The sequence below is a fragment of the Paenibacillus mesophilus genome, from assembly GCF_005938385.1.
Classification (GTDB): Bacteria; Bacillota; Bacilli; order Paenibacillales; family NBRC-103111; genus Paenibacillus_AB; species Paenibacillus_AB mesophilus.
The window spans coordinates 315,775-341,701 of sequence record NZ_VCRA01000004.1; the positions used below are offsets into that span (position 1 = coordinate 315,775).

General features: G+C 56.4%; 25 protein-coding genes. 7 read left to right on the plus strand and 18 right to left on the minus strand.

Going from position 1 to position 25,927, the window contains the following annotated elements; genetic code table 11:
- Positions 1–66 precede the first annotated feature (66 nt).
- On the plus strand, positions 67–1,767 hold the full coding sequence (locus tag FE783_RS37945) for an S-layer homology domain-containing protein (protein ID WP_202916159.1): 1,701 nt from the start codon (positions 67–69) through the stop codon (positions 1,765–1,767).
- Positions 1,768–1,894: 127 nt separating this feature from the next.
- On the opposite strand, the gene groL is transcribed toward FE783_RS37945, so the two are convergent.
- From groL to FE783_RS09085, 8 genes are all read right to left on the minus strand, one after another.
- On the minus strand, positions 1,895–3,526 hold the full coding sequence (gene groL, locus FE783_RS09050) for a chaperonin GroEL (RefSeq protein WP_138879016.1): 1,632 nt from the start codon (positions 3,524–3,526) through the stop codon (positions 1,895–1,897).
- A 93-nt stretch (positions 3,527–3,619) separates the two neighbouring features.
- Positions 3,620–3,901: a co-chaperone GroES gene (groES, locus tag FE783_RS09055; RefSeq protein ID WP_120748581.1), complete on the minus strand. Its 282-nt coding sequence runs from the start codon at positions 3,899–3,901 to the stop codon at positions 3,620–3,622.
- 280 nt (positions 3,902–4,181) lie between these two features.
- A complete protein-coding gene (tatC, locus tag FE783_RS09060) occupies positions 4,182–4,949 on the minus strand; it encodes a twin-arginine translocase subunit TatC (protein WP_138879017.1) in 768 nt (255 codons plus the stop codon).
- A 146-nt stretch (positions 4,950–5,095) separates the two neighbouring features.
- Positions 5,096–5,392: a twin-arginine translocase TatA/TatE family subunit gene (locus FE783_RS09065; RefSeq protein WP_138879018.1), complete on the minus strand. Its 297-nt coding sequence runs from the start codon at positions 5,390–5,392 to the stop codon at positions 5,096–5,098.
- 50 nt (positions 5,393–5,442) lie between these two features.
- On the minus strand, positions 5,443–6,465 hold the full coding sequence (locus FE783_RS09070; RefSeq protein ID WP_138879019.1) for a molybdopterin-binding protein: 1,023 nt from the start codon (positions 6,463–6,465) through the stop codon (positions 5,443–5,445).
- A gap of 3 nt (positions 6,466–6,468) precedes the next feature.
- Positions 6,469–6,957: a MogA/MoaB family molybdenum cofactor biosynthesis protein gene (locus FE783_RS09075; protein ID WP_138879020.1), complete on the minus strand. Its 489-nt coding sequence runs from the start codon at positions 6,955–6,957 to the stop codon at positions 6,469–6,471.
- A gap of 150 nt (positions 6,958–7,107) precedes the next feature.
- Complete coding sequence (moaC, locus tag FE783_RS09080; RefSeq protein WP_274381435.1) at positions 7,108–7,596, minus strand: cyclic pyranopterin monophosphate synthase MoaC; 489 nt, start codon at positions 7,594–7,596, stop codon at positions 7,108–7,110.
- A gap of 273 nt (positions 7,597–7,869) precedes the next feature.
- Positions 7,870–8,490 carry a 5-formyltetrahydrofolate cyclo-ligase gene (locus tag FE783_RS09085; RefSeq protein ID WP_138879022.1) on the minus strand — a complete coding sequence of 207 codons (621 nt, stop codon included), beginning with the start codon at positions 8,488–8,490 and terminating at the stop codon, positions 7,870–7,872.
- Between the two features lie 225 nt (positions 8,491–8,715).
- Between FE783_RS09085 and abc-f the strand changes: the two genes are divergently transcribed.
- Positions 8,716–10,734 carry a ribosomal protection-like ABC-F family protein gene (abc-f, locus tag FE783_RS09090; protein ID WP_138879023.1) on the plus strand — a complete coding sequence of 673 codons (2,019 nt, stop codon included), beginning with the start codon at positions 8,716–8,718 and terminating at the stop codon, positions 10,732–10,734.
- Here abc-f and FE783_RS09095 read toward each other — a convergent pair.
- From FE783_RS09095 to thiL, 8 genes are all read right to left on the minus strand, one after another.
- Entirely contained in the window at positions 10,704–13,085 is a 2,382-nt protein-coding gene (locus FE783_RS09095; protein ID WP_138879024.1) for a hypothetical protein, read from the minus strand. The two genes, abc-f and FE783_RS09095, sit on opposite strands and share 31 nt — an antisense overlap.
- 445 nt (positions 13,086–13,530) lie before the next feature.
- Positions 13,531–15,306, minus strand: a complete 1,776-nt coding sequence (locus FE783_RS09100; RefSeq protein ID WP_138879025.1) for a glycosyl hydrolase family 28-related protein — start codon at positions 15,304–15,306, stop codon at positions 13,531–13,533.
- Between the two features lie 18 nt (positions 15,307–15,324).
- Complete coding sequence (locus tag FE783_RS09105) at positions 15,325–16,665, minus strand: ABC transporter substrate-binding protein (protein ID WP_158301689.1); 1,341 nt, start codon at positions 16,663–16,665, stop codon at positions 15,325–15,327.
- 348 nt (positions 16,666–17,013) lie between these two features.
- The gene (tsaD, locus tag FE783_RS09110) at positions 17,014–18,084 is read right to left on the minus strand and encodes a tRNA (adenosine(37)-N6)-threonylcarbamoyltransferase complex transferase subunit TsaD (RefSeq protein ID WP_138879027.1); all 1,071 of its coding nucleotides are present in this window, start codon (positions 18,082–18,084) and stop codon (positions 17,014–17,016) included.
- A gap of 3 nt (positions 18,085–18,087) precedes the next feature.
- A complete protein-coding gene (gene rimI, locus FE783_RS09115; protein WP_338015834.1) occupies positions 18,088–18,585 on the minus strand; it encodes a ribosomal protein S18-alanine N-acetyltransferase in 498 nt (165 codons plus the stop codon).
- Complete coding sequence (gene tsaB, locus FE783_RS09120; protein WP_138879029.1) at positions 18,572–19,393, minus strand: tRNA (adenosine(37)-N6)-threonylcarbamoyltransferase complex dimerization subunit type 1 TsaB; 822 nt, start codon at positions 19,391–19,393, stop codon at positions 18,572–18,574. The genes rimI and tsaB overlap by 14 nt, the downstream gene beginning before the upstream one ends.
- Complete coding sequence (gene tsaE, locus FE783_RS09125; protein ID WP_138879030.1) at positions 19,390–19,887, minus strand: tRNA (adenosine(37)-N6)-threonylcarbamoyltransferase complex ATPase subunit type 1 TsaE; 498 nt, start codon at positions 19,885–19,887, stop codon at positions 19,390–19,392. The genes tsaB and tsaE overlap by 4 nt, the downstream gene beginning before the upstream one ends.
- Positions 19,884–20,930, minus strand: a complete 1,047-nt coding sequence (gene thiL, locus FE783_RS09130) for a thiamine-phosphate kinase (protein ID WP_138879205.1) — start codon at positions 20,928–20,930, stop codon at positions 19,884–19,886. Before thiL ends, tsaE begins: the two co-directional genes overlap by 4 nt.
- A 297-nt stretch (positions 20,931–21,227) precedes the next feature.
- On the opposite strand from thiL, the gene FE783_RS09135 reads away from it, so the two are divergent.
- Together FE783_RS09135 and FE783_RS09140 are read left to right on the plus strand one after the other, a co-directional pair.
- On the plus strand, positions 21,228–21,728 hold the full coding sequence (locus tag FE783_RS09135; RefSeq protein WP_138879031.1) for a coiled-coil domain-containing protein: 501 nt from the start codon (positions 21,228–21,230) through the stop codon (positions 21,726–21,728).
- A 15-nt stretch (positions 21,729–21,743) separates the two neighbouring features.
- Positions 21,744–22,448 carry an AIM24 family protein gene (locus tag FE783_RS09140; protein ID WP_138879032.1) on the plus strand — a complete coding sequence of 235 codons (705 nt, stop codon included), beginning with the start codon at positions 21,744–21,746 and terminating at the stop codon, positions 22,446–22,448.
- Between the two features lie 63 nt (positions 22,449–22,511).
- Here FE783_RS09140 and FE783_RS09145 read toward each other — a convergent pair whose 3' ends face one another.
- Entirely contained in the window at positions 22,512–22,709 is a 198-nt protein-coding gene (locus FE783_RS09145) for an H-type small acid-soluble spore protein (RefSeq protein WP_138879033.1), read from the minus strand.
- 17 nt (positions 22,710–22,726) lie between these two features.
- Positions 22,727–22,897 (minus strand): hypothetical protein, encoded by a 171-nt coding sequence (locus FE783_RS37950; protein ID WP_202916160.1) that lies wholly within the window; start codon positions 22,895–22,897, stop codon positions 22,727–22,729.
- Between the two features lie 159 nt (positions 22,898–23,056).
- Here FE783_RS37950 and ku point away from each other — a divergent pair, with 159 nt between their 5' ends.
- The 3 genes from ku to FE783_RS09160 all read left to right on the plus strand — a co-directional run bounded on the left by ku (position 23,057) and on the right by FE783_RS09160 (position 25,878).
- Positions 23,057–23,905 carry a non-homologous end joining protein Ku gene (ku, locus tag FE783_RS09150; RefSeq protein WP_138879034.1) on the plus strand — a complete coding sequence of 283 codons (849 nt, stop codon included), beginning with the start codon at positions 23,057–23,059 and terminating at the stop codon, positions 23,903–23,905.
- A gap of 110 nt (positions 23,906–24,015) precedes the next feature.
- Positions 24,016–24,966, plus strand: a complete 951-nt coding sequence (locus tag FE783_RS09155; protein WP_138879035.1) for an ATP-dependent DNA ligase — start codon at positions 24,016–24,018, stop codon at positions 24,964–24,966.
- A gap of 24 nt (positions 24,967–24,990) precedes the next feature.
- The gene (locus FE783_RS09160) at positions 24,991–25,878 is read left to right on the plus strand and encodes a DNA polymerase domain-containing protein (RefSeq protein WP_138879036.1); all 888 of its coding nucleotides are present in this window, start codon (positions 24,991–24,993) and stop codon (positions 25,876–25,878) included.
- Positions 25,879–25,927 lie beyond the last annotated feature (49 nt).

Genomic DNA, 25,927 nt, shown 5'->3' on the forward strand with positions numbered 1-25,927 from the left:
TTTCATACACCTCTGCACGGGTTAAATGGTAAATGATGGTCTATGGAGAGGAGGTGAACAAGTGAGATGAGCAATGAATGGAAAAGGAGCGAGAACCCATTGTCAACTTTCAAGATGCTGAAACGAACATCTGTCTTTGTACTTATGCTTTTACTATTATCGATGCTCGTTCCTATTCTGGCTTCGGCCGCTATCGTATTCAACGGAACTTACTCCAATAGCGGGATCGTTTCAGGACAGATTCGGTTTGACGGATCGGTCGGTCAAGCAGTTTATGGTCAACCCAATGTTACCGTAGGTGTGTATGCCTCCAACGGCCAACACATTCAAGATGTAACCGTTTCTTTTGCATCTTACGCTAACGGAGTGTCTTCTTACACGATACCGGATTCTACGGTAATCAACTCCGTATACGATGCCGTCTATTTCAAATACGGCTCCAGCGATGTAACAGGGCTTCTGTACCGTGAGTCCCCCGATCCCAATGATGGGGACGGAGGTGGCGGTGATGGCGGAGGTAATGGCGGCCCTGGAAGCGGTGGCAGCAATAACGGTGGTTCCACTGGCGGGGGCACTGGTGGTGGCGGCACTAGCGGGCCTGGACAATCCGGTGATGTCTCCGATGTAATTGAAGCGGCCGACGGTATCGTGGATGCCGACAAACTGAAAGCGGCTTTGAGCAAATATACGGAAGTCACGATCAAAGTAACCGGCGATACGGTTGCCATACCGGCGTCTGCGCTCCTGGATGCGAATACGAAATCGATTCTTAACATCGTGACCGATCATGGGACTTACATACTGCCCCTTTCCGCTATGGATTTGCCTGAACTAGCCGATAAAGTTCAGGCAAATGTCAGCGACATGAAAATCCATGTAGCCATTTATGCTCTCACCGGCGATAAAGCCGCTGCCGTTACGGATGCAATTGCGGCTATTGGAGGAAAAGCCCTTTCGGCTGCTTTCGAAATAAGCTTCTCGGTAGAGGGTGGCACAAATGGAGCCAAGATGAAGATCGCTAACTTCGATCAGTACGTCAAACGGAAAATTCCGTTGAATGAGCGGCCTGCTCGAACAGCGACAATCGCTCTATACAATCCGGATACGAAACAATTAAGCTTCGTTCCCGGGTCGATTTCCAGTACGGAAGCGGCTTTCTGGCGGACGGGCAACAGTATTTATACAGTTATTGAACTGGACAAAACATTTAACGACATTGCCTCTCACTGGGCTGAACCCGACATCGAGCTGCTTACAAGCAAGCTAATCGTTGAGGGTATGACCGAAAGCACCTTCGAACCGGACCGTAATCTGACACGAGCTGAATTCGTTGCACTCGCTACCCGTTCTTTCGGATTGGTCGACGTTAACGACGGTACTTATTTCAGCGATGTAGGCCGCGGCAGCTGGTATTCCGGCATGATCGCGGCTGCAGCGAAAGCCGGTATCATCAACGGGTATGAGGATGACACCTTCCGTCCGAATGCTCCGATTACACGCGAGGAGCTCGCGGCGATTATCGTAAGAGCGTACCGCTATGCCGGCGGTTCCGTAAATGTAGATGAAGCCGAGCAAACAAAGCTCCTGTCTCGCTGGTCTGACGCCAACGAGATCGTATGGGGGCATTCCGAGGTTGCGCGAGCCATCTCCTTAGGTTTTGTACAGGGTATGACCGATAGTACTCTCGAGACTTATGGATCTGCTACTAGAGCACAAACGGTAACGATGCTGAAGCGTGTATTGAGTAAGTTGCATTTTATTGATTGACGGGAAAAGAACAAAACCCATCGTGGACTTCGGTAGACGATGGGTTTTGGTTTGGAAACAGTTCAAAAAGAGGCGTCCCTCAAATTCTCTCGAATTTGAAGAACGCCTCTTGTTATTAAGGCACGACTTACATCATGCCGCCCATGCCACCCATGCCGCCCATATCCGGCATAGCAGGACCTTTGTCTTTTTCCGGTTTGTCGGCGATGACAGCCTCGGTTGTGAGGAACATGGCCGCGACGGATGCTGCGTTTTGCAGAGCCGAACGGGTTACTTTGGTAGGGTCTACGATACCGGCTTGGAACATGTTGACCCATTCGCCGGTTGCCGCGTTGTAACCAATGCCTGCAGCTTCTTTTTTGATGCGCTCTACGATAACGGAGCCTTCTTGGCCTGCGTTCGTAGAGATGATGCGGATCGGCTCTTCCAGAGCGCGGAGCACGATGTTTACGCCCGTTTGCTCGTCGCCAGCTGCGCTGACAGCCGCTACGGCGCTGTAGACGTTAACGAGTGCCGTACCGCCGCCGGAAACGATACCTTCTTCCACAGCTGCGCGAGTGGAGTTCAGGGCGTCTTCGATGCGCAGTTTGCGCTCTTTCAGTTCGGTTTCGGTTGCTGCGCCGACTTTGATAACCGCTACGCCGCCGGCAAGCTTGGCGAGGCGCTCTTGCAGCTTCTCTTTGTCGAAATCGGAAGTCGTTTCTTCCAATTGCGCACGGATTTGGGAAACGCGAGTGCCGATGTCTTTCTTGTCGCCTGCACCGTCAACGATGATCGTGTTTTCTTTGGATACGCGGATTTGACGAGCCGTACCCAGAGCGTCGACTGTCGTCGATTTCAGGTCGAGGCCGAGCTCTTCCGTGATCACTTGGCCGCCCGTAAGAGCCGCGATGTCGCCGAGCATAGCTTTGCGGCGGTCGCCGAAGCCAGGAGCTTTAACCGCTACGCAAGTGAACGTACCGCGCAGCTTGTTGACTACCAGAGTAGCCAAAGCTTCGCCGTCTACGTCTTCTGCGATGATCAGCAGTTGGCGTCCGGATTGAACGACTTTCTCGAGCACCGGCAAAATTTCTTGAATGCTGGAGATTTTCTTGTCGGTGATCAGGATGTACGGATTGTCCAGAACGGCTTCCATTTTGTCCGTATCGTTAACCATGTAAGCGGAAAGGTAGCCGCGGTCGAATTGCATACCTTCTACGACTTCCAGCTCGGTTACGAAGCCTTTGGATTCTTCTACGGTAACGACGCCGTCGTTGCCTACTTTCTCCATCGCTTCCGCGATCAGTTGGCCGAGCTCTTCGTCGGCTGCGGAGATAGCGGCTACTTGCGCGATCGATTGTTTGCCTTCGATCGGTTTTGCGATTTTTTGCAGTTCTTCTACAGCAGCGCGAACGGCTTTCTCGATTCCTTTACGGATAACCATCGGGTTAGCGCCGGCCGTTACGTTTTTCAATCCTTCGCGGATCATCGCTTGAGCAAGAACGGTAGCGGTCGTAGTACCGTCGCCTGCTACGTCGTTCGTTTTCGTAGCTACTTCTTTAACGAGCTGAGCGCCCATGTTTTCGAATGCATCTTCAAGCTCGATTTCTTTGGCGATCGTTACGCCGTCGTTCGTAATAAGCGGGCTGCCGAATTTTTTCTCGAGCACGACGTTGCGGCCTTTCGGTCCGAGCGTCACTTTAACCGCGTTAGCCAAAGCGTCAACCCCACGGAGCATCGCTCTGCGAGCGTCTTCACTGAATTTGATTTCCTTCGCCATGTATCGGATACCTCCCGAATTGTTATTATAGGAAAAACTTGCTTAAGTATAGTTTACCGGTTGTACGGCAACGTTAAGAAAACGAAAGTTTCCTTACGACAGTACAGCCAGGATGTCGCTTTCGCGCAAGATGAGCAGTTCTTTGCCCTCGAATTTCACTTCGGTTCCGGCGTATTTGGAGAACAGGACGCGATCGCCTTCTTTCACTTCAAGAGCAATGCGTTGTCCGTCTTTCACGTGGCCGCTGCCAACAGCAACGATTTTGCCTTCTTGCGGCTTTTCTTTTGCCGAGTCCGGCAATACGATGCCGCTAGCCGTAGTCTCCTCCTTGGCAATAGGTTCAAGAACTACGCGATCACCCAACGGTTTGATCATGAGAAAACTGCCTCCTTTGAATAAAGTGATTTGGTTGCTAGAGGGTTTGTTAGCACTCGAATGTGGTTAGTGCTAATAACAATTCTTATCATAATCATTTCGTATCCGCTTTGCAAGTATTTTTGCGGGATTTCATAAAATTTTAATCGCTGCCTTTTTTTCCACACCCGGTCTATTGTCCCCATTCGACACGCTTCTATACGGATCTCCTTTCAATATACAAGAGGCGCTTTTCTTCGACAAAAAAGGTCCGCGTTCACGGTAAACGCAGACCTTGCTTTCATGCGGATTCCTCGGCTTCCGTCTCTTCGAGCCATTGCTTGTCCCGCTCCAGCTGGCCTTTGTATACTCTGGCGGAAAGCATAATGCTGATCTCGTACAAAACGATCATCGGAACGGCAACCAGAATATCGGAAATGAAGTCCGGAGGAGTCACGACCGTCGCGATAATGATGAGCACCAGATACGCGTAACGGCGAAGCTTCTTCAGACGGGTCGGGTTGAGCACTCTCAGCTTCGTCAAGAACATGACGACGACCGGCAGCTCGAATAAAATCGCCATCGGCAGCAAAATGTTGAACATGAATGTGAAATATTGAGCGGCTCCGTATGTTTCGGTCAAGCTCAAGCTTTGGGTCACATTGGAAGTAAAATAAAAGGCCATCGGGAAAATGACGAAGTAAGCGAACGCAAGCCCCAGCAAAAAAAGAAAGACGGCTCCCGGAATGTAGCGAAGCGTAGCTTTCTGCTCATGCTCCATCAAGCCCGGCTTCACGAACAGCCAAATTTGCGTCAAAGCGAACGGCAGCGTCACGACCAATCCGATCGCGAACGAAAACTGCATATACAACCGAATAGCATCCCACGGTGAGAACGTATTCAAAGTAACGATGCTTGAAGCCGGCTCCGAATGCATCAAATAAACGATAATCGGTTTGGCCGCGAAAAAACCGCCGATCATGGCCAGCACCAAAACAACGATGACCCAAATAAGCCGTTTGCGGAGCTCGGTCAAATGTTCCACCAAAGATGCCGTATTTTCCTGCATCCAAACTTCACCAGCCTCACCGATCAGATAGCGGTATCATTGTTCAAGTTCCCGGGAGATCCCCCGCAGGCTTCTTTACGTTGCTAATTGCGAAATGCATGCTTCCCTTTGCGGGGGAAAGCTCCGGAGCTTTTGGGCGAAACGTCTCACTCAGGCAAACGTTTATCGCTGCTTGGCGCGGTTTGTGCTGCCGCAGCAGGTTGTGCCGTTGGCGCGTTCTCGGCTGTCCGGTATTCCGGCTTACCCGTATCCAAACGAGCCGTATCCGCCTTCTGCACTTCTTTGCGGTCGGAATCGTCTTCCAGTATTTCTTTGGCTCCGTTCTTGAATTCGCGGAGCGTGCGGCCGAATGCGCGACCAAGCTCGGGCAGCTTGCTGGGTCCGAATAGCAGCAGCGCCACCAAAATAATGAGAATGAATCCGGTTGCCCCGATATTAGGCATCGTAAGTTCCTCCTATCAATAATGGTTTGGTCTTGTGCAAGCTTAGACTATTATCCCCTATCTGCGAAAAGCCCTCCGTAACCGAGTTCGACAATATGCTCGCGCTCGATCCGTTCATTCGCGCAAATTCGCGGCAATAGTACATCGAAAACGGTAAATTTGTCGTGCATGACACTGCCGGGCAGTCCCATGACCGGGATTTCTCCCAAATAGGCGACCAGAAGCATAGAACCCGGAAGCATCGGCGTTCCATGGCTGACGATATGCGCGCCGGCCTGCTTGATAGCGCCGGGGGTGCGATCGTCCGGATCTACGGACATTCCTCCCGTGACCAGAATAAGATCGACTTGCCGCTGTTCAAAATAGCGGATCTCCCGTACGATGTCATCGATGCTGTCGGTGCTGAACCGCTGTTCGGTCACGGCAGAGCCGAATGCCTCCAGCTTGGCCCGGACGACAGGGCCGAATCTATCTTCGACGAGTCCATTATACACTTCGCTCCCGGTGGTGATGAGCCCCGCCCGCAATGTTCGAAAAGGTTTCACGGAAATGGGCCCTTCTCCCATACGGGCGTTGCGCCATTGCCGGGCCATTCGCTCGACCGTTTCGATCTTTTGCTTGGATACCAGCAAAGGGATGACGCGCATTCCCGCAAGCGACTGTCCTTCCGATACAACCGTATGCGTGGGCAGCGTAGCCATCGCCAGCTGTTCGATTGCATTGACTTCGTCGATGAAAGCTTTATCGATCGCAGCCAACCCCCGGATCGCGGACCGCAGCATCACTTTGCCTTCGCTAGGCTCGCCCATCGTAACGTTCGTACCGTAAACGGCCTGCGCCATCCGGACGGCAGCGTCGTCTTCGTGCAGATCGTCGTCGCCCAGCTCCAGCACGTAAATATGCTCCTTGCCGATCAGCTTCAGCTCCGGGATATCTTCCTCGCGGACGACGTGGCCTTTGCGGAACGCCCTTCCTTTAAATTGGCCGGGAACGATTCGGGTCAAGTCGTGAGCGAGCGGAAGCCCGATCGCCTCTTCTACCTTCACTTCCCGGAGCACGCTCGATTTGCCCATCGGTCACTCACCGCCACCCTTCCCCTTCACGACGGTCAGCGCGACGGGAAGCTGGTCCATGACCGCAGCCAAGCATTCGTGCACGCCTTTCGGATCGCCCGGAAGATTCAGCAGCAGCGTTCGTCCTCTTATCCCGGAAACGCCGCGGGTTAACATGCCGAGCCCCGTTCGCTGCATCATCGCGGCTCTCATCGCTTCGGCAAACCCCGGCGCGAGCCGGTCGATCACTTCGAGGGTCGCTTCCGGCGTTACGTCACGGGGCGCCATCCCGATTCCGCCGGTAGTCAGAATCAGATCCGCCTTGTAATAGTCGGTCATTTCAATGAGCGCAGCTATAATTTCATCCGTCTCGTCGGGTACGATCCGATATTCGATGATATCCCCCTGCAGCTCTTCCTCCACGAGTTCGCGAATCACCTGTGCACTGGTGTCTTCACGTTCGCCGCGAGAACCTTGATCGCTTGCCGTTAAGAGGCCAACTTTCCAGCGCATCAGCGTTTCCCTCCCCTGTTTAGAAGTCCGGTGATTCTGCGGGCCAAGAGCAGTTCCTTGAGGAACTTTAACGGAATTACCGCCCTGACTGTCGGGCCGGGACTTTGTCGACCGGCAAGTCCCTGTCGTCAGATTAAAGTTCCTTACCCGTTATTCGGCGCCGCGAATATAGTCTCCGCTTTTACCGCCCGTCTTGGCGAGCAGAACGGTCGGCCCGATACTCATCTCTTTCTCGAGCGCCTTGCACATGTCGTATACCGTAAGAGCCGCGGCGGAAACGGCCGTCAGCGCCTCCATCTCTACGCCGGTAAGCCCGGTCGTCTTTACGGTCGCTTCAATATATAGCTCGCCCGCCCCATTGTCGGAGAAACGAATATCGATCCCGGTCAGCGGCAGCGGATGGCACATCGGAATCCAATCCGATGTTTTCTTGGCGGCCATGATTCCGGCTACCTGGGCGACAGCCAGCACGTCGCCTTTGCCTGCCTTGCCCTGCTTGATGACGTCCAGCGTCGAAGGTCGCATAGCGACCGTAGTGCGGGCGGTCGCGGTCCGATGCGTCTCCGCTTTCCCGGACACGTCTACCATGCGGGCGCGTCCCTCGCCGTTGAAATGCGTAAGCCCGGATGAATCCGTCACCTCGTCCCTCCTTTCCCGCAAAACTGTTGTATGAAAATGACGCGATACAAAGGAACCGGCCCTTGGAAAGAACCGACTCATTCCATTGCAGTCCCTGGATGCAGCTGTAGGTTCGGATCTTGAGTCGGCATGCGGCCAAAGCCGTTTTGTGCCGATCTCTTCACATTCGACACTCGGGGCCGTATGTCCTTTTTTGAACGAAAAAAAGGTCGTTTGAAAGTTTTATGAAGTGATTCGTGCGGCGGGGTATTCGGTCGTAGCTCGTTCGGATTGCTATCCGGGGTGCGGAATGATCCATTGGCGGTTTTCCGACAAGATTGCGTCCACCCGGAAATCGTGGTTGTCCATCGGCACCTCCGGTACGATCTGCGCGTCGAAAGCTAGCGCCAGCTTGAAAGGCTCCTTGCCGGCATTTTCCCTGCATCTTCGGATAAACGCGTCGTAATACCCTCCGCCGTATCCGAGACGGCCTCCTTCGCAATCGAAGGCCAAGCCCGGGACAAGCATGACGTCGATGTCCGAAGCCCTCTTCCATACCGGGGTGGACATTAACGGCTCGCGTATGCCCATTTTCCCCGTCTCCAAATCTTCATAGCTTTGGATGACGTGCAGCGACATCAGTTTCCGGTCGCGGATCACCTTCGGCACGACCACGGTTCCTCCCCGATTCCAGCACCATTCCATAACCGGCGTAACGTCAAGCTCCGTTCGGAAAGGAACGTAGCTGAACAATGTAAAAGAACGATCCGCCGCGGACGACAGCCGGTCTTCGAGAAACCGGATCGCCTTCCCGCAAACACGCGCGGAACGATCCTTCCGGTCGGTCTCGGACAATGATGCTCTTGCCGCCTCCGCTTGCTTGCGCAGCTGCACTTTGAGAGTTTTTACGGCCATAGCGGTTCCTTCCTTCTGCCTTGTCAATCACTGACCATTTCCACTTGATCCTGTTTCCCTCAGTGTATCATACATCCGGCGGGAAGGAAAAAGAAGCGGCGACATACCTTATCGAAAGCTTCCGGCGCCGGATACCTTCAGTAGGAATCAAACTGTCATTTTACAAACGAACGCCCCATCGGTAAACTGAACTTAGAACAAGCTATATTCGGAGGAAGACTGACGATGCTTTTGCAAGTGAACGGATTAGGCAAACATTACGGCACGACTACGGCGCTGTCGAACATCTCCATGCAAATCCAGGAGCGCGACCGGATCGGTCTCGTCGGCGTCAACGGCGCCGGCAAATCGACGCTGCTTAAAATTATAGCGGGCGAAATGTCCGCCGACGAAGGCGAAATATTCCGCGCGAAGGAAACGCGCATCGGCTATTTGGCACAAAACAGCGGATTGCAGTCGGACCGTTCGATCTGGGATGAAATGATGGGCGTGTTCGCCGCCCTGCTGGAAGCCGAGCGGGAGCTGCGCGAGCTGGAAACGCGCATGTCCGACCCCGATCTGGCCGACGACGAAAAAGCGTACGAAGCGATCCTGCACCGTTACTCGGTGAAATCGGACCAGTTCCGCGAGCAAGGGGGCTTCCGCATCGAAAACCGCGTACGAAGCGTACTGCACGGCATGGGCTTCGGCTCGTTCGACCCGAATACCGTTGTCCGGACGCTGAGCGGCGGGCAAAAGACCCGGCTGGCGTTGGCGAGGCTGCTGCTGCAGGAGCCCGATCTCCTGATGCTGGACGAACCGACGAACTATTTGGATATCCAGACGCTGACGTGGCTCGAAGATTATTTGCGCGGCTATTCGGGCGCCGTGCTCGTCGTATCCCACGACCGCTTCTTCCTCGATGCGATGGCGAATGTCATCTACGAAATCGAACGTACGCGCTGCAAAAGGTACACCGGCAACTATACCCGTTATATGGAGCTGAAAGCGGCGGAGTACGAAATCGAGCTGAAGCATTACGAGAAGCAGCAGGACGAAATTGCCAAGATGGAAGACTTCGTCAGACGCAATATCGTCCGCGCCTCGACGACGAAACGCGCCCAAAGCCGCCGTAAAGCGCTCGAGAAAATGGATCGGCTGGACAAGCCCGCCGGCGAATTGAAGAAAGCGTCGTTCCGGTTCGAGACGGAACGGCAGTCGGGCAAAGACGTGCTGTACGCGCAAAACCTCGCCGCCTCCTACGACGGGACCAGGCGCTTGTTCGATCACGCTTCGTTCGAGCTCCGCCGCGGCGACATGGCCGCCCTGATCGGACCGAACGGCATCGGCAAATCGACGCTGCTGAAAATTTTGACCGGACAAAAGCGGCAGGATGCCGGCACGTTCGAATGGGGAACGAATGTCGCGCTCGGCTACTACGATCAGGAGCAGCAGGGCTTGAATCCGAACAATACGGTGCTGGAGGAGCTGTGGGGCGAATACCCGCATCTCGAGGAGGTGCGCATCCGTACCGTGCTGGGCAGCTTCCTGTTCAGCGGCGAGGACGTGCTGAAAAAAATCGTGTCGCTGAGCGGCGGCGAGAAAGCGCGCGTCTCACTCGCCAAGCTGATGCTGAAGCAAGCGAACATGCTCATCCTCGACGAGCCTACGAACCATCTCGATCTGTTCAGCAAGGAAGTGCTGGAGGCGGCTTTGCTCGATTATGAGGGCACGCTGCTGTTCATCTCCCACGACCGCTACTTCCTGAACAAAATGGCCGACCGCGTGCTCGAGCTTCATGCGGGCGGCATTGACGACTATTTGGGCAACTATGACGATTACGTCGAGAAGAAGCGCGAGCTGGCCGCGTTCGAAGCGGAGCGCATTGCGGAAGCGGGGGCGGGCAAGCCGGCCGGTCCCAAAACCGGAGGCGGAGCAGTCGGACCGGGTACCGGTTCGGCCGCGCCAAGCGCTGCCTGGCGGGAAGCCGGAGGCGATGCCGACGCTGCCGGCGGCGCCAAGCCGAAGGACTATGAAGCGGAGAAGCAGCAGAAGCGCGAGGAGCGCGGGCGACAGCGCAAAATCGAGCAGCTGGAGCTGGCGATCTCCACGCTCGAGGACGAGACGGCCGCGCTGGAGGCGGCGCTGCTCGATCCCGGAGTGTACAACGACTACGTCGCCGTTCAGAAGGTGAACGCCGACCTGGAAAGCAAAAAGTCTCAGCTCGAGCGTCTCTATGCGGAATGGGAAGAGCTGTCCTCCTGAATGCGAAGCAGCAGCATCGGCACGGCGGCATACACGATCATCGTCGCGGCCGCGACAATACCCGAATCGTTAAATGCAAGCGCCGCTACAGAGCCGACCGCAATAGCGATAAATCCGCTCATATAATGCGGATAACCGGCTTCCCAGCGACGGAATGCCCCGCGCGGACGCACGACGGCTACGGCCATTACGAGCAAGCCGGCGGCAAGCACCTTCGTCCAGACCGATACACCGATCAGATGGACGTTCATCTGCAGCTTGCGCAGGACCGTCGCCGTGATCAGATCGGCCCGCCCTTCGCCAAGCAACCCCATCGCACGGCCGATATGACTTTGCCGTCCGGCGTCAGCCAGGATAACGGCGTTGAGCAGCCAGAGCAAGCCCAGCGAGGCGGCGACGAGCCCGCCGCAGACGAGCGTGAGCCGGAGCAGGCCAAGCCGGCGGAAGGCGCCGTTCGCGAAGCTGCGCAGCCAGGCGAGGCCGAAGGCGACGGCCGCGGTGATGGCGCCGCCCGCGTTCGTGCCGAGCCCCGGGGCGGCGAGGTAGAGCGTGACGGCGGCGAAAGCCGCGGCCGCCAAGCCGGCGGCGAGGCCGGCGCTGCGGCGGCGGCGCGCAAACGCGGCGGTGCGCGAGCCCGGCGGTGGCGAGGCGGCGGAGTCTGCCGCAGCCCGGGCCGCGACCTGGCGGCGGCGCCGGCGCTCAAGCGCAGCGGCGAAGGCTAGCGTGGCCGCGCCGACGACGACCCCCATATATTCGTTGCCCATCCCGTAATAACGGGCCCCGATCATAGGATCATACCCCAGCACTGAATGCTTCATCCCTTCCGCTCCCAGCATGCCGTCCAGAAGAAGTGCAGCCACCGTAATCCCGCTTAACATTCCGGCTGCGCTTATAGCGGAACGGCCATACCCGAACAAGCAAGCGAGGAATCCAGTCAAAGCAACGAACAAAGCCAACTGCCCCGCTCCCGGAAGCGGATAAGCCGCATTCAGCCATCCGAGCAGGAGCAGCGAGAAAGGTGCGGCCAACAGCGCCAGCAGCAGCGTTCCGATCCATCGAAGCGCCCTACCGAGCTTTACCCACATCGCGACCAATGCAGCGAGCAGAACGGTCGCCTCCACGGATACAAAAGGGATAAGCACCCGGGGGCGAAGCCTATAAATCTCGCCGATCGTGCCGATATCTTTCATCAGAGCGGCCAAAGGGTCCGGATGCCTGACAGCCGTCATCGCTCTGCCGACCATATCATTCGAAGCTTCTATGCCGAACGAAGCCAGGATGGACGGCGCAAAGTCCGATGCCGTTACGATACCTTCCCGGCGCGTGCTGGGAGAGAGGAGCAGTCCGGGGGATACGTCCGGGCCGTCATGCACGACCGGTGCGAGAAGCATTTTGTTCCTCGCGGCCTCCGGGCCGACGAAGGGAGAAAGAAGCCAGATGGAATCCGCGCTTCGCTGCCTGCGCACGATTTCGCCCACCAAATGGTCCAACCGACGCAAAATTTCTATTTTCTCCCGTTCCGCCTGTTCGGCGGCGTAACGCGACTGCTCCGCCTGAAACCGCCATAAATCGCCCCATTCCAGCAGCGAAACGGCCGGCGCTCGGATAGAATCCCAAGCGCGAAGCAGCTCCGGCGCGCTCGTTCTTACCTCATACGGCGAACCGGGATCGGGCATAGTCATATTGCCGCCTACATCGCCTATCGGCACCAGCCCGTTCTCATCCATGATCAGCAAAGGCGCGTACCGCTTCTTCCCTTGGGAGGTATCGCTGTTCCCGAACACTCCGGCGGCGATTCCATGCCGGCGCAGCGATTCCCCAAGCAGCCCCGGCTGAGAATGCTGCGAACGGTTATCGTTGCGGCGGCGGATTGCGGCGATTTCCGGTACGACAATGTTCGCTCCATGCGGCTCCAGCCCGGTAAGCCTGCGATACAGCTCCGAGGCCGTCCGGTCACCGGCCGCATCCACTGCATTCCATGACAAATATCCCGCGCTGCTGAAAGCCGGCGCTCCGGCGCCCATAGTGGCGTAGCTGTCCTCCAGTCCCTTCTCCGGGGTGCGGACATTCATCCCGCCTATCGCGCCATCCCGGATAAGGCCGCTTATATTCGGAAGATGACGGAGCGTTTCTTCGTTCCAGTCCAGAAACGACCAGCCCGGAACCGAAACGATCGTCACTTTGCCGTCCTTCCCCGCTATTCCGTCCTTAGCAGCGTCGGCGGCATATTGCGTTTCCTTCTGCCCAGCGAGAGCCGGCAGCCATACAGATAAGCCGAATCCGACGCAACAAGCGACCAACACGGAAAATAGAACAAATGTTCGCGATGGTACCTTCGCCTTCTTCTTCATGTCTGATTTCACCCCCGGTAGAGAATGGCCCGAACCTGAACTGTCTTTTTCTAGAATTGCCCAGCTCGCCCATTTTTACCGAAGAAAATCTATTCACAACGTTATCCCCAGCGTCCAAACCGAAAAAGGCTTCATTTTATGGCCTTTGTTTTTGTCATCCACAAAGTTATCCCCATTATCCACATTTTTGGTTGAAAAACTTATTCGATTTTTATTCCTCATCCACCCGTTGTCCCCCGAAGGCTCGCGACTCTTATACACATTACGCACAGGGGGTGTGGATAACTTTATCCACACCCCTGTGTTCATAACCATGGAATCGCAATTCGACCCGAACTCATCCACATTTTTCTAAATGTTCCTAATAACTATAAGTTCGATACCGGCTATGCGGAGACTGCAGCCGACACTAATGAAGATTGCGCCGTTCGGCACTGCAAACCGACTAAAGCGCCTTCCAGTCAGATACGCCGGTCCCCACTGACTTATACCAAACTTGATTAATCGTATCGAGCAGCTCTTCCCCTAAATGTCCCGGCAAAACAACCCCATTCGGATTACCCGCGTACGTCCGCACTATCGGAGCTCCATCCGCGATATTGCTGCGGGCGAGCAGCTCGCTCTCGCTGTAGCTTTTCAAAGCAATCGCGTTCGTACATTGGATAAATGCGTTACCCTCGACTCTCGGCTTGACCGTCAGCACCGGCTTGGCGCTCGACCAGGAGATGACCAGTCCGTTGACGGCCGTCCGGCCGCCGCTTCGGTCTCCCACCCGATTCCGGCAAACCGCAACGTCTCCGCCTCCGCCTGTCATCAGGCTGCCGTCGAAATTGACCGCAAGCTCCCCTCTTGCCGCATGATTCTCCACATTGTTCCGGTAGCATAAGTTTTCGACGACTTGAACGCCGCTGATAGGGCTGTTAACTTGAATGCCGGAAAATACGTTGTCGTGGACAATGTTATTAGAAACAATCGTATAGCCGTACGTGTATTCTTGATTGATCGTATCCGATTTGCCGAACTTCAGATGGATGCCTCGATTGCAATTCCGGACCGTATTACCTACAATGTTCAGCCCGTCCACCCAATTCGTCGCCTCGATGCCGCCCGCCGCATTAGCCGTATCCCCGGCATCGTAAGCGCCGCGGCAGTCCGATACGACATTTGCCTCGACGATTATATCTCTCCCGTACGAGATAATGATTCCGGAGGCGTATCCGCCGTATATGAAGTTGTTCGCAACCAAACTTTGGTCCGCCGGTTTCCGGTACGTGTAGCTGGTGCGATGGCCCAAATGGATCGGCGCCCAAGTCCGGCTGTTGAATACGGTGCTGCCCACGATTTTGGAGCGGGAGGAATTCAATGAAATCGTCGAGTTGGCACTGTCATGGGCCGTCACTCCGTCAATCGTGATACAGCTGCCGTATTGCGTCCCGATACAGCTGGAATCGGAATTGCGGTATTCTCCGCCGCGCACCGTGATGTGGGTGCATTCCCGAAGCAGCAGCCCTTCCGTCTGAACCTCGTCTACCTCGCAGTCGACTAAGCCGGAGTAGGTGCAGCCGAATAAATTGAAGGCTCCGCCCGAATAAGAGCCCCCCGAAGCCGCTTTATTGCGCATCGCCTTTACTTTATGGAAGCTGGCTTTCTCACAGTTTCTGAACAAAATGGCGGATACGTCCTTTGCCGTCTGCACAGCCCGATTCGCATCCACTGTAAGGCGCGATAAATGAATGTCGGAGGCCGATTCCGCATATAGGACGGGAATATTCGTCAAGCTCTTGCCGTCAAACGTGAAGGCGACGCCCGGACCGGCCAGCGGCTGAATAGCCCGAATAACGGTGCCGGCTTCGCCCACGACAGAAATTCCGCTGTACAGCGTAATCGTGCCGGATATCCCGTAAACTCCGCTCGGAAACAGGAGCGTACCGCCTCCCGCCGCACGTATACTTTCGATCGCATCCCGGATGCTTGCGGTATCGTCGGTGACGCCGTCTCCTTTGGCGCCGAAGCATTTAACATGCACGGGCGTATCCCCACATTCGCACGACTCCGGTGTCCCGTACACATGTCCGCTCACGGAGCTTCCCCTGCCGACAGCCGCATCCGCCAGCCTTCCACTCAACAGTACGCCCCCCGCGAACACGGCCCCGGCTGCCCCCATGGAGGCGAGCAGCGCTCTTCGGCTGATCGTTTTCCCGTTCTCGTCCACATTCGTCATTCCGTGATCCTCCGCCACCTATTTGCTGTTCGACTCGGCAATTTTTTTATTCGCAGCCTCATCCGCTTCCCGGAGGGCGGTGTTGGCGTCCTTCTTGCCCATGGCGACTTCATCGAAGGCGGTGTCCAGCACTTTGTCGACGATGCTCTGGTATTTGTTCACCTTGTAAGACGGGGCCGGCTGAACCGGGATCAAGCTTTTCAGGTTTTTATCGGCAAATTGCGGGGCTCCTTTCCCGATACTGTCGATATATTTGTCTCCTTTAAGCGCCGGGGCGTCGCCGTTAAGCGCTTGTTCCTTCTGGAACTCCTCCGAGGCCAATACCGCAGCGGCGAGAAACGCCTGATCCCGGTGCTTGCTGATGCTCGTCACGTTGAAGTAATAGTTGAGCAGCCCTGTGCCTACGCCCGGACGCTCCTTCAGCATCGGAAGCGGAGCCATATCCCATCGAATATTCGTGTTCCGCACATAATCCGCCCCCGAGACGAACATACTGACGAGCATCGCCGCCCTTCCTTCTTTCCAGAACACGTTGTTCGCTTGGGCGATCGGCACGTACGGATTGGCGTCGATTTTGAACGCCCGCGAGAAGCTGTCGAACAGCTTCTTCCAGTTGTCGTTCTGGAGCGTGGCTTTGTTCGTGGCCGGATCCACATACCCTTGCGAAAGCTGGTTCATCAGATTGTAGTGCCTGCCGATGACGACAAGTCCTTGGTAATTGACCCCTCCCTCGACCCGGGACAGCTTCTTCGCCAGCTCGAACGTATCGTCCCAGCTCATGCCGTCCTTCGGATAAGCGACTCCGAATTTATCGAACACATCTTTGTTGTACATCAGTCCGAGCCGCGAAGAACCGTTAGGCAAGCCGTATATACCGCCATCGGCCAGCTGGCGCATCTCTTCCAGCACGACCGTCTCGATGGCGCCCAAATTGTAATTGTACTTTTTGACCAGATCGGAAATGTCGTTCTGCAAATTGAGATCGATCAGCATCTCGTATATGTTGGCTCGGTGGGTTTGCATCATGTCGATCGTCTGCCCTTGCGCGATCAGATCTTTCAGCGTGACGCCTTTGCCGGGAACAAGCACTTTGAACTTGAAGTTCGGATACTTTTTCTGTATCGCATTGCCGTACGTCTGCATAAACCGTTCCAGCGTATAACTGCCGTCATTGAAAAACACGGTCAACTCCACCGGGTCCTTGGTTGCCTTGGCTATCGCATCGGCGACGGCCTCTTTGCTTGCTTCCCCGCTCTTCGCGGAATCGTTCGTTTTATCAGCGGTCTGCTCGCCCCCGCATGCCGCAAGCACGGCCGTTAAAGCTGCCGTCATCGTGCAAACCAACCACCTTTTGGACATAAGCGTTCCCTCCGAATCATCGCATGATAGCGATTTCAAAATATTCATGTTCAGTTCGAGCGTCGCAACACTCTCCGCGTCCCCCTTGAACCTGTGTACCCGTAACATTTCGGCAAATCGGATAAGCGTCTCAGCAATAAACGTATCACCTTATTTCCGATTAAGATATTAACAAGTACATTATATAATCAAAATCCAATAATTCGCAATATAATTTCGTATTATGAAATTAAATTATATAAATCGTGATCATATATCCATTCTGTTGCAAGCAACAAAACAAAAAGAGAACTGCGGCGGATGCTCACAGTTCCCTTCTACTCGTATGCTTATGATTGAAACAGCGCATCAACCGCGCATCGCGGACTCCTTCACCGACCACTCTTCCAGCGACAGCAGCGCCTCCGCCTTCAGATCCAGCGACGACAGCTCGTCCCGCTCCCACTTCAGAAAAGCGGCGGCCGCAATCATCGCGGCATTGTCCGTGCACAGCGACAGCGGCGGCACCAGAAGCGGCAGCCCTTCGCGCGCGCACCGTTCGGACAGCGCTTCGCGCAATCCTTTGTTGGCGGCGACGCCGCCGGCCAGCAGCAGCTGCTTCGCTTCGAACGCCTTCGATGCGCGAATCGCCTTCTCGACGAGCACTTCGACGACGGAATCTTGAAACCCTTTGGAAACGCGCACCGGATGTACGACGTCTCCGCGCATTTTGGCCTGATTCAGTACGGCCAGTACGGCCGATTTCAAGCCGCTGAAGCTGAAATCGTAGCTGTCCGGCTCCAGCCAGACGCGCGGCAGCGGCACGCCTTCGTCGGCTTCGTGCGCAAGCCGGTCCACATGCGGTCCTCCGGGGTATGGGAGCCCCAGCGCCCTCGCCACTTTATCATACGCTTCGCCCGCAGCGTCGTCCCTCGTCTGTCCGATAATCCGGAACACTCCGGGGGAAGGGACATGCACAAGCTCCGTATGCCCCCCCGACACGACCAGCGAGACGAACGGATACTCGAGCTGATGGACGAGTCCGTTGGCGTATATGTGCCCGGCGATATGATGAACGCCTATCAACGGAATTTGCAGCGCGCAGGCGAGCGCCTTGGCCGCCACGACGCCGACGAGCAGCGATCCGACGAGCCCCGGCCCCTGCGTCACCGCCACCGCGGACAAGTCGGCGAGCCTGATGCCCGCCGCCCGCACCGCTTCCTCCAAAATAAGCGTAATGCTTTCCACATGCTGGCGGGAGGCGATTTCGGGAACGACGCCGCCGTACCGTTTGTGCGTCTCGATTTGGCTGGATACGATATTCGATCGGATGATCGTCCCGTTCTCGACGACGGCAACCGACGTCTCGTCGCAGCTCGTCTCCACGGCGAGAATCAATCCGGGCCTGTGCTCCGTTCGTTCCTTGCGCTCAGTCGACATTCGTTACCGTTCTCCTTCCTCCGCGAGTCGGCGCAAATGCGCCCACATGATGATGGCGTCTTCCCCATTGTCCGTGTAATACCCTTTGCGCAGTCCGGCCGGAATAAAGCCGAGCTTCGCATAGAGCCTTTGCGCTACGATATTGGACGTGCGCACTTCCAGCGTAATCCGTTCCGCGCCGAGAAAGATGGCGGCGGACTGCAGCCGCGTAAGCAGACGCTCGCCCAGCTTTCGTCCCCGGTAAGGCGCACGTACGGCGATGTTCGTAATATGCGCCTCGTCGACGATCATCCACATGCCGCCGTACCCGACAATTTCCCCGTCCAGCTCCATGACGATGTAATGCGCGAAATGGTTGTTGGTCAGCTCGTTGTGAAACGCCCCGGCCGACCATGGCGTCGTGAACGCTTCCTGCTCGATCGCGCAAATCGTATCGATGTCCTCGACGCGCATCGAGCGGAACTCGAGCGTTTTGCCGTCGACCTGTTCAGTTTGCTCCAAGCGGCTCGCCTCCCCGCTTTTCCTTTTGCAGCAGCTTCGCTTCCGCCTCCGCGAGCTGGGTGTAGTTCGGCACAATACCATGCGTATCGTCCGGTTCCCCGCCGCTTGCGATTCGCCGCCAGGCAAGCTCGGCGATTGCGGACGCGCCGATCCGGCTGTCGCGAATATCCGTAAGCACCGAGCCGTTGCCACTAACGCTCCACGCTTCGATCGCATCGCGAAATCCGGCCGTCTCTCCGCCGAATACGATTCGCTCCGGCCCGGCGCCCCGTTCCCGGGCGCTCGCAATAAGCTCGCTGAGCGGTTCGAGCCAATCATGCACGATGCGGATTCCGTCTTCCGCCACCGTATGCCAGCCGTTCGAACCCGTTGCGTATACGGCGCAAAAGGCCTGCTTCCGCCGCGCGTCCAGAAGCGGGACATACCAGTGCGGTGACGTCAAACCGCTCTCCCGTTCCAATGTATGTGCGTCTCCGAGCGCCAATGCTTCCAATGAGGATACTCCGTAGACCGGGATGCCGAGCGTCCAGGCAAACGTCTTCGCCACCGTAACGCCGATACGCACGCCGGTGTACGAGCCCGGACCGTCGCCGACCGCAACCGCATCAAGCTCAGAGGGAGCAATACCCGCTTCCTTCAGCATGTCGTCGATCTCCGGGAGCAGCTTGATCGAATGATTGCGCTCCGCCTGCGAGCATCGCTCGGCGATGAGTTTGCCTTCCGCCGACAGCGCCAACGTCAGCACTGCCGTAGATGTATCGATGGCAAGAAGATTGCCGATTGTTCCATTCCGTTGTTCCGTCGTCATAGTATCGTTCCGTTCTCCTTCAGCTGTCTGCACCACTGTGCGTACCGTTCCCCGTGCGGCGTCAGCTCGATTTCCCTCTCCCGCTCGCCGGCGTGCCGGATCCGGATCGCCAGATGGTCGGGCGGCAGCAGGTCGCGGATCAGTTCCGCCCACTCCACCAGCGTAACCCCGTCGCCGTAAAAATAGTCGTCGAGCCCGAGCTCGTCGGCCTCCCTTTCGGAAATCCGGTATACGTCCATATGGTAAAAAGGAAGGCTGTCTCCTTCGTACTCCTTAATAATCGTAAACGTCGGGCTGTTCACGACGCCTTTGACTCCGAGCGCACGCGCGACCGCCTGAGAGAAGCGGGTTTTGCCCGCTCCCAGATCTCCGTCCAGCGCGATAACCGTGCCCGCCTCCATGCGTTCGGCCAGCGCTTCGGCCAACCGGGCCGTCTCCTCTTCGCCGTTCGATGCGTAAGTATACGTGTCCGTAGCCGCTTCCCCCTTTTTCATGCAAAATGGTTATATCCTTTCTTGCCGACAGGCGTTCCGGACTCCCCGCCGGACCGAGCCAGCGTAACACCGGTCCCCTCGCCGTCCGTCATCGGTTCGGCGACTTCGCCGACGATCCAAATCCGCTTGCCCGCCCTCTCGAACAAGGCGGCCAATTCGTCTGCTTTCCCTTGACGTACTGTGCCGACAAGCTCGTAATCTTCGCCGCCGTACAGGGCAAAGTCGAGCGGATCTGCCTTGACTGCCGCGGCGTAGTCGCGCAGCTCGTCGGACTGCGGAATACGATCGCCGAACAGGACGATATGGACGCCAGACGCTTCGGCAATTTCCCAAGCTTCGCTCGCCAATCCGTCGCTAATATCGTTCAATGCGCCGCATACCCTGGTTCCTGCAGCCGCCAATATCCGACCGGCGTCGATTCTCGGTTCGGGAAGACGATGAGCTTTCGCAAGCGGCCTGATCGATTCAGGCAGTTCATGAAGCGGACCCGCCCGTCCTCCGCGTTCCAGAAGCGCGTGCAATCCCGCCGCCGATCCGCCCAGCGGACCGGTGACAAACACCGCATCGCCGGGCTTCGCGGCGGAACGGAGCAGCGCGCCCTCGGCCGCCGCTTCGCCGATAACCGTCACCGTTACGGTAAGCCCCGATGGCGACGAGGTCGTGTCTCCCCCGACTATTGCCGTGCCGTACTGTTCCGCGCAAGCGTAAAGGCCGTCATACAGCTCCCGCAGCTCCTCGGCCGACGACGTGCGAGGCGCAGCCAGCGCGATGAGCGCCCATCTCGGTTCCGCTCCCATCGCGGCGAGATCGCTTAAGCTCGACGCCATCGCTTTATACCCGATATCCGCATACGTCATCGTTTCCGGCTTGAAGTGCACCGACTCGACCATCGTATCGCACGAGACGATCAGCTCTTTCCCGCCGGCCGGCCGCAATACGGCCGCATCGTCGCCGATGCCTACCGCGACGCCGGATTTCGTGTCATCCGGAATGCCGGTCGCGCGGGACCGGTTGAGCATCCGGATCAATGCAAACTCGTCCATGCCAGACACATGACGCCTCCCGTTTCAACTTGTACCTATTATATCGGTACGGCCGGAACGCCGCAACAACGCGAGTCGTGCGCCTTTAGCCGCATGAGTGCGATTTTTCGACATATGCGGCCGCATGCTCGACACGCGGCGCGATATTGCCGATGCCAATCCGGTGCCGTTTCCGTTACAATAGAAGCATAGAAACAAAGAAACGAATCGACATTTTTTTCGTATAAGTATGGAAAAGAAAAACGGAAAAAGCCACCACTTTCTCGACATAGAAAATCCGGAGGTGATCTCGACACGATGCGATATCCCCCTCATTTATGGAACAAGCCCGCCTTCGATATACGGCGTACCCGGTTTCGCCGGCTCGTGCTGTCGATCGCCCTGGCTGTTCTGCTCATCGGTGCAAGCCCGTCACCCGCTCACGCCGGAGTCATGGATAGGGTGAAGCAATGGTTCGAGCTGCCGGGACAAGTGGACAACCTGCGGGAACAGTACGATACGACCCGGCAGCAGCTGCAGGACGCCACGAAGCAAATGGACGAAGCCGCCCGGCAATCGCGTGAGACGATCGAGCAATACCGCGAGTCCGAGCAGCGGCTGCGCGAGGAGAACGAACGGCTCGCCAAGCAGAATGAGCAGCTCGCTCAAGCGATAAGCGGGCTGCAGGAAGCGGAGAGAGCTCGAAGCGACCGGTCTCGCCGCACTTGGATACTCATATGGACCGCTGCAGGACTCGTCGCGATGTATTTCGTCAGCTCCCGGCTGTTCCGGCTGCTGCTGCGCAGCAAACATTCGTAGTGGAAGGTGGAGCTCATGGAAATCCGTTCCGACACGGTATCGGGCGGCATACATCAATCATACGCCGAGCTTCTGCTGGAACGGGAAGATACGGTGCACGTGCTGCATCCCGGGCAAATCGTCGCCTTTCAGGGCGAATCGGCGCGGCGCGAGGACAAGCTGATGAACTTGCAAGGTATGTACGGCAAGAAGAAGCTGATCCGCTCCAGGCTGAGCGGCCCTTCGCGCCTGCTGCTGGCGCTGCCCGGCGGCTATACGCTGCAATGCTTGTCGCTTGCCGGAAACGAGGATCTACTGTTCGAATTCCGCCATCTGCTCTTCTATACGGAAGGCATCGAGATGAGAAGCGTTATGCAAAGCTTTAAAAATATGATCGCCACGAAAGACGTCATGCGCATGAAGTTTTCGGGCAACGGCACGATCGGCATCATTTCCGCCGGACCGCTTCGCGACTGGAAGCTCGACCCCGTCAATCCGTCTTACATCGATACCCGCGCCTTGATCGCCTATCCGCAGAACGCTTCAATCGAACTAAGCGTCTACGGCAACCATTTGGCGAGCCAGCATATGAATTATCAGTGGAAAATGACCGGCGCCGGCAGTGCTCTGCTGCAGGTCGGGCGTCCGGATGCACAGCTGGAGCAGTTCGTCAGCCAAGACAGCCTCGTAAAGCGAATGCTTCGGGAAATCGTACCGTTCGGCGGGATTTGGTTCAAATAGAGGATACAAAAAGCCTAGAAATTTCCCGGCGGGAATTCTAGGCTTTCGTCTTGCAGGTACTGCTTATTGTTCAAAAGACGCCCCGTGCTCGCGCAGCTCGGTGATCGGCACGTTTTTGGATACGCGCGGATCGTTCTCCGGGTGAACGGTCGCGACCCCGCTGTATTTGTCCACGCTATCGATCCATACCGGTTCGCCCTGCCAAGTCACTTCGATTTTGTCGTTCGACAAAATGATATGTTGAGCGCGATCGTAATCCATGCGCCACACTCCTTCTCCTACAAATTCGATTCGTCGTCGCCCATCGTGTCGACGGCCGTTTCCTCGATCAATCCGTTGTGCATTGTCACGTTTCCGCCGCCCAGCCCTTCATTGATCATCCGGTCGATATCCATGAAGTACTGGTCCCGCCCTTCCTTATCGGAATCGTTTTGCAGCTGCTCGCTCATGCGCTCCCCCCTCTCCTTCGCATTACCCGATTAGAATGCCCATTTTGGTTTGGAGCATGCAAATTGCGGTTTATCGTGCGGAGAGCGGAGGTGTAGAACCCGGGCTTTTGGAGAACACTAGAAGATGAGAGAAGTCATTACCAAAGGGAGGAACCGGCGATGCATACCGTATGGAAAGGCGCGATCAGCTTCGGACTGGTGCATGTACCCGTTAAAATGTTCTCGGCTACGGAAGACAAAGACATCAGCATGAAATATATTCATAAAGCTTGCGGAACGCCGCTGTCGTATGTGCGGACTTGCCAGCATTGCGACCAGGCGGTGGAATGGGAGCAAATATCCCGGGGGTACGAATACGAGGCCGGCAGGTTCGTCCTGTTCGAGAAGGAAGAGCTGGATGCGCTGTCCGAGGCCAGCAAAGAAATTAAAATTTTGGACTTCGTCGACTTGAAGGAAATCGATCCGATCTATTTCCAAAAAACATACTATCTCGCTCCCGGCGATACCGGCTCGAATGCCTACAGCCTGCTGCTCCAAGCGATGCGCGAGTCCGGCAAAATCGGCGTCGCCAAAGTATCGATCCGCTCGAAAAGCAGCATGGCGGCGATACGCGTCATTGAAGATTGCATCGCGATGGAGACGATCTTCTACCCGGACGAAATACGCCCCATCTCGCAGGTGCCGAACTTGCCGGAAAAACCCGCCGTCAACGACAAGGAGCTGACGATGGCGAAAATGCTGATCGAGCAGCTGTCGACGCCGTTCGAACCGGGCAAGTACACGGACGATTACCGTGAAAAGGTCATGAATCTGATTCAGCATAAAGTCGCCGGGGAGGAAATCAAAGTCGCACCGGAAGCGCCGAAGACGAATGTCATCGACTTGATGGCCGCCCTTCAGGCCAGCTTGGAAGCCGTCAAGCCTTCCAGCGTCCCGACCGAAGCAGCGGAGCCAACAGCCGCTCCGAAAGCCAAAAGCAGAAAAAAAGCGAAGGAAACCGTATCCTGATCGTCCGATGCCGAGAGCCGTTATGCATGAGCTGCATGCACGGCTCTTATTCTTCAATAGGCGTCCGGCGGTAACGGGAATACTTGAACGAATCACCCCCGGAGGCGCAAATGGATCTGAAACCGATCATTCCGTTCGAGCCGATCCGCACGGACCGGGTTCCCGCCGGGCCGGACTGGATCGCCCAGATCAAGTGGGACGGCGTGCGGATGCTGACCTACTTCGACGGGATCGACACCCGCCTGTGGAATCGGCGGCGCAACGATCGCACGATGCAGTACCCCGAGTTTTTGGACGTTCGCACTTATTGCAAGGCCGGCTCGGTTATTCTCGACGGAGAAATGATCGCACTGAACGGACATAAGCCTTCCTTCCACGAGATCATGAAGAGAGACCGTCTCCGTACCGGAAGCAAAATTAAGCAAGCGATCGCAGCGGTTCCCGTGACGTACATGATCTTCGATATCGTGTATTGCAACGGCCAATGGGTCAACGGCAAGCCGCTGGCCGAGCGGCAAGCGATACTGGAGCAAATCATCATCCCGAGGGAAAACGTGCAAATCGTCCGGAACGTCTCCGACGGCAACGCTCTTCTTGGCGTCATGCAGAGCCACGGCATGGAGGGCATCGTCTGCAAAGATTTGACGAGCGCCTATGCAATGGACGGCAAGGACGGACGTTGGCGGAAGCTGAAGCTGTTCCACGATCTGTATGCGGCGGTAGGAGGAGTCACTTTCCGCGACAAAGTGGTCAATGCGCTGCTGCTTGGTTTGTATGACGATCAAGGAACGTTTTTTTATATCGGCCATGCCGGTACGGGCAAAGTGACCCAAGCCGAATGGGAACGGCTGACGCGGTTAGTCGAGCCGATGCGCTTGAAAGAGCGGCCGTTCTTGAACGAGCCGGAACGGAGCAAGGATGCGGTCTGGATTCGCCCGGAGCTGGTCGTGAAGGTACAGTTTCTCGAGTGGACGCCGGACGGGGTTATGCGACACCCAAGCATCCAGTCGTTTGTGGAAACGGGAAACCCGGCTTCGATCTGCACATTCCGGCAAAACTGAAGGATAAAGAGAGGACGATTGGCAATGGCGACAGCGATGAAAGGTTCGGTAACGGTAGAGGGCCATGAAATTACGATTACGAATCCGGAAAAGCTGCTCTGGCCCGAACGCGGCATAACGAAGCTGGTCTATTTGGAGAAGCTGCTTGCGCTTGCCCCGTATTTGCTGAAATATTGCCGGGACCGGCATTTGACGACGATCCGGTTCCCGAACGGCATTCACGGCAAATCGTTTTACCAGAAGAACACCCCGGAGCCCGTACCGGATTTCGTCCGGTTGGCCCCTCTCGACGGCATAAGCTACGTGCACCTCGATTCCATTCCGACCTTGCTGTGGCTCGGCAATTTGGCTTGCCTCGAATTTCATCCGTCGTTTCACCGCATCGGTTCCACGTTGCCCGCCGAATGGCTGATCGATATCGATCCTTCGCTCGATCGTGAGCCCCGCATCATGAAGGCCGTTCATCTGATCGGGGAAGCGCTCGATAAAATGAACATCCGCGCCGTACCGAAAACTTCGGGGGCGACGGGGGTGCAGCTGTACGTCCCGCTGGCCAAGCCGTACACGTTCGAGCAGCTGCGCGGCATCGGGCATTTTCTCGGCAAATATTTGACACAGCAGTATCCGAAGCTGTTCACGATCGAGCGGTTGAAGAAAAATCGCGGCGATTTGATCTACGTCGACTACTTGCAGCATTGGTACGGCAAAACGTTATCAAGCCCCTACACGCCGCGAGCCCGCGAGGCAGCTTCCGTCTCTGCTCCGCTCGAATGGAGCGAGGTCGAAGCGAACGTCGACCCGCGCGATTTCCATCTGCTGAACATGGAGGAAAGACTGCGAGCGAAGGGCGACTTAATTGAGAAAGCGCCTCGCCAATCGCTCGATCATGTGCTGTCGTTTATCGGGAAATAGCGGCTTCTCCAGATTGTCCTCCGAACATATGTGCGCTATAATGTGATTA

Bases quoted from the DNA above. Each gene is read 5' to 3' on its own strand.
- tsaE (WP_138879030.1), bottom strand. From the start codon at position 19,887: ATGAAAAAGGGGGAAGCGGCTACGGACACGTATACTTACGCATCGAAC.
- FE783_RS09100 (WP_138879025.1), bottom strand. From the start codon at position 15,306: ATGACGAATGTGGACGAGAACGGGAAAACGATCAGCCGAAGAGCGCTG.
- FE783_RS09105 (WP_158301689.1), bottom strand. From the start codon at position 16,665: ATGTCCAAAAGGTGGTTGGTTTGCACGATGACGGCAGCTTTAACGGCC.
- groES (WP_120748581.1), bottom strand. From the start codon at position 3,901: ATGATCAAACCGTTGGGTGATCGCGTAGTTCTTGAACCTATTGCCAAG.
- FE783_RS09140 (WP_138879032.1), top strand. From the start codon at position 21,744: ATGGAAATCCGTTCCGACACGGTATCGGGCGGCATACATCAATCATAC.
- FE783_RS09085 (WP_138879022.1), bottom strand. From the start codon at position 8,490: ATGGCCGTAAAAACTCTCAAAGTGCAGCTGCGCAAGCAAGCGGAGGCG.
- FE783_RS09145 (WP_138879033.1), bottom strand. From the start codon at position 22,709: ATGGATTACGATCGCGCTCAACATATCATTTTGTCGAACGACAAAATC.
- FE783_RS09135 (WP_138879031.1), top strand. From the start codon at position 21,228: ATGCGATATCCCCCTCATTTATGGAACAAGCCCGCCTTCGATATACGG.
- FE783_RS09160 (WP_138879036.1), top strand. From the start codon at position 24,991: ATGGCGACAGCGATGAAAGGTTCGGTAACGGTAGAGGGCCATGAAATT.
- tatC (WP_138879017.1), bottom strand. From the start codon at position 4,949: ATGCAGGAAAATACGGCATCTTTGGTGGAACATTTGACCGAGCTCCGC.
- tsaD (WP_138879027.1), bottom strand. From the start codon at position 18,084: ATGTCGACTGAGCGCAAGGAACGAACGGAGCACAGGCCCGGATTGATT.
- thiL (WP_138879205.1), bottom strand. From the start codon at position 20,930: ATGGACGAGTTTGCATTGATCCGGATGCTCAACCGGTCCCGCGCGACC.
- FE783_RS37950 (WP_202916160.1), bottom strand. From the start codon at position 22,897: ATGAGCGAGCAGCTGCAAAACGATTCCGATAAGGAAGGGCGGGACCAG.
- FE783_RS09155 (WP_138879035.1), top strand. From the start codon at position 24,016: ATGGATCTGAAACCGATCATTCCGTTCGAGCCGATCCGCACGGACCGG.
- FE783_RS09065 (WP_138879018.1), bottom strand. From the start codon at position 5,392: ATGCCTAATATCGGGGCAACCGGATTCATTCTCATTATTTTGGTGGCG.
- groL (WP_138879016.1), bottom strand. From the start codon at position 3,526: ATGGCGAAGGAAATCAAATTCAGTGAAGACGCTCGCAGAGCGATGCTC.
- tsaB (WP_138879029.1), bottom strand. From the start codon at position 19,393: ATGACGACGGAACAACGGAATGGAACAATCGGCAATCTTCTTGCCATC.
- ku (WP_138879034.1), top strand. From the start codon at position 23,057: ATGCATACCGTATGGAAAGGCGCGATCAGCTTCGGACTGGTGCATGTA.
- FE783_RS37945 (WP_202916159.1), top strand. From the start codon at position 67: ATGAGCAATGAATGGAAAAGGAGCGAGAACCCATTGTCAACTTTCAAG.
- FE783_RS09075 (WP_138879020.1), bottom strand. From the start codon at position 6,957: ATGCGCTGGAAAGTTGGCCTCTTAACGGCAAGCGATCAAGGTTCTCGC.
- abc-f (WP_138879023.1), top strand. From the start codon at position 8,716: ATGCTTTTGCAAGTGAACGGATTAGGCAAACATTACGGCACGACTACG.
- FE783_RS09095 (WP_138879024.1), bottom strand. From the start codon at position 13,085: ATGAAGAAGAAGGCGAAGGTACCATCGCGAACATTTGTTCTATTTTCC.
- FE783_RS09070 (WP_138879019.1), bottom strand. From the start codon at position 6,465: ATGGGCAAATCGAGCGTGCTCCGGGAAGTGAAGGTAGAAGAGGCGATC.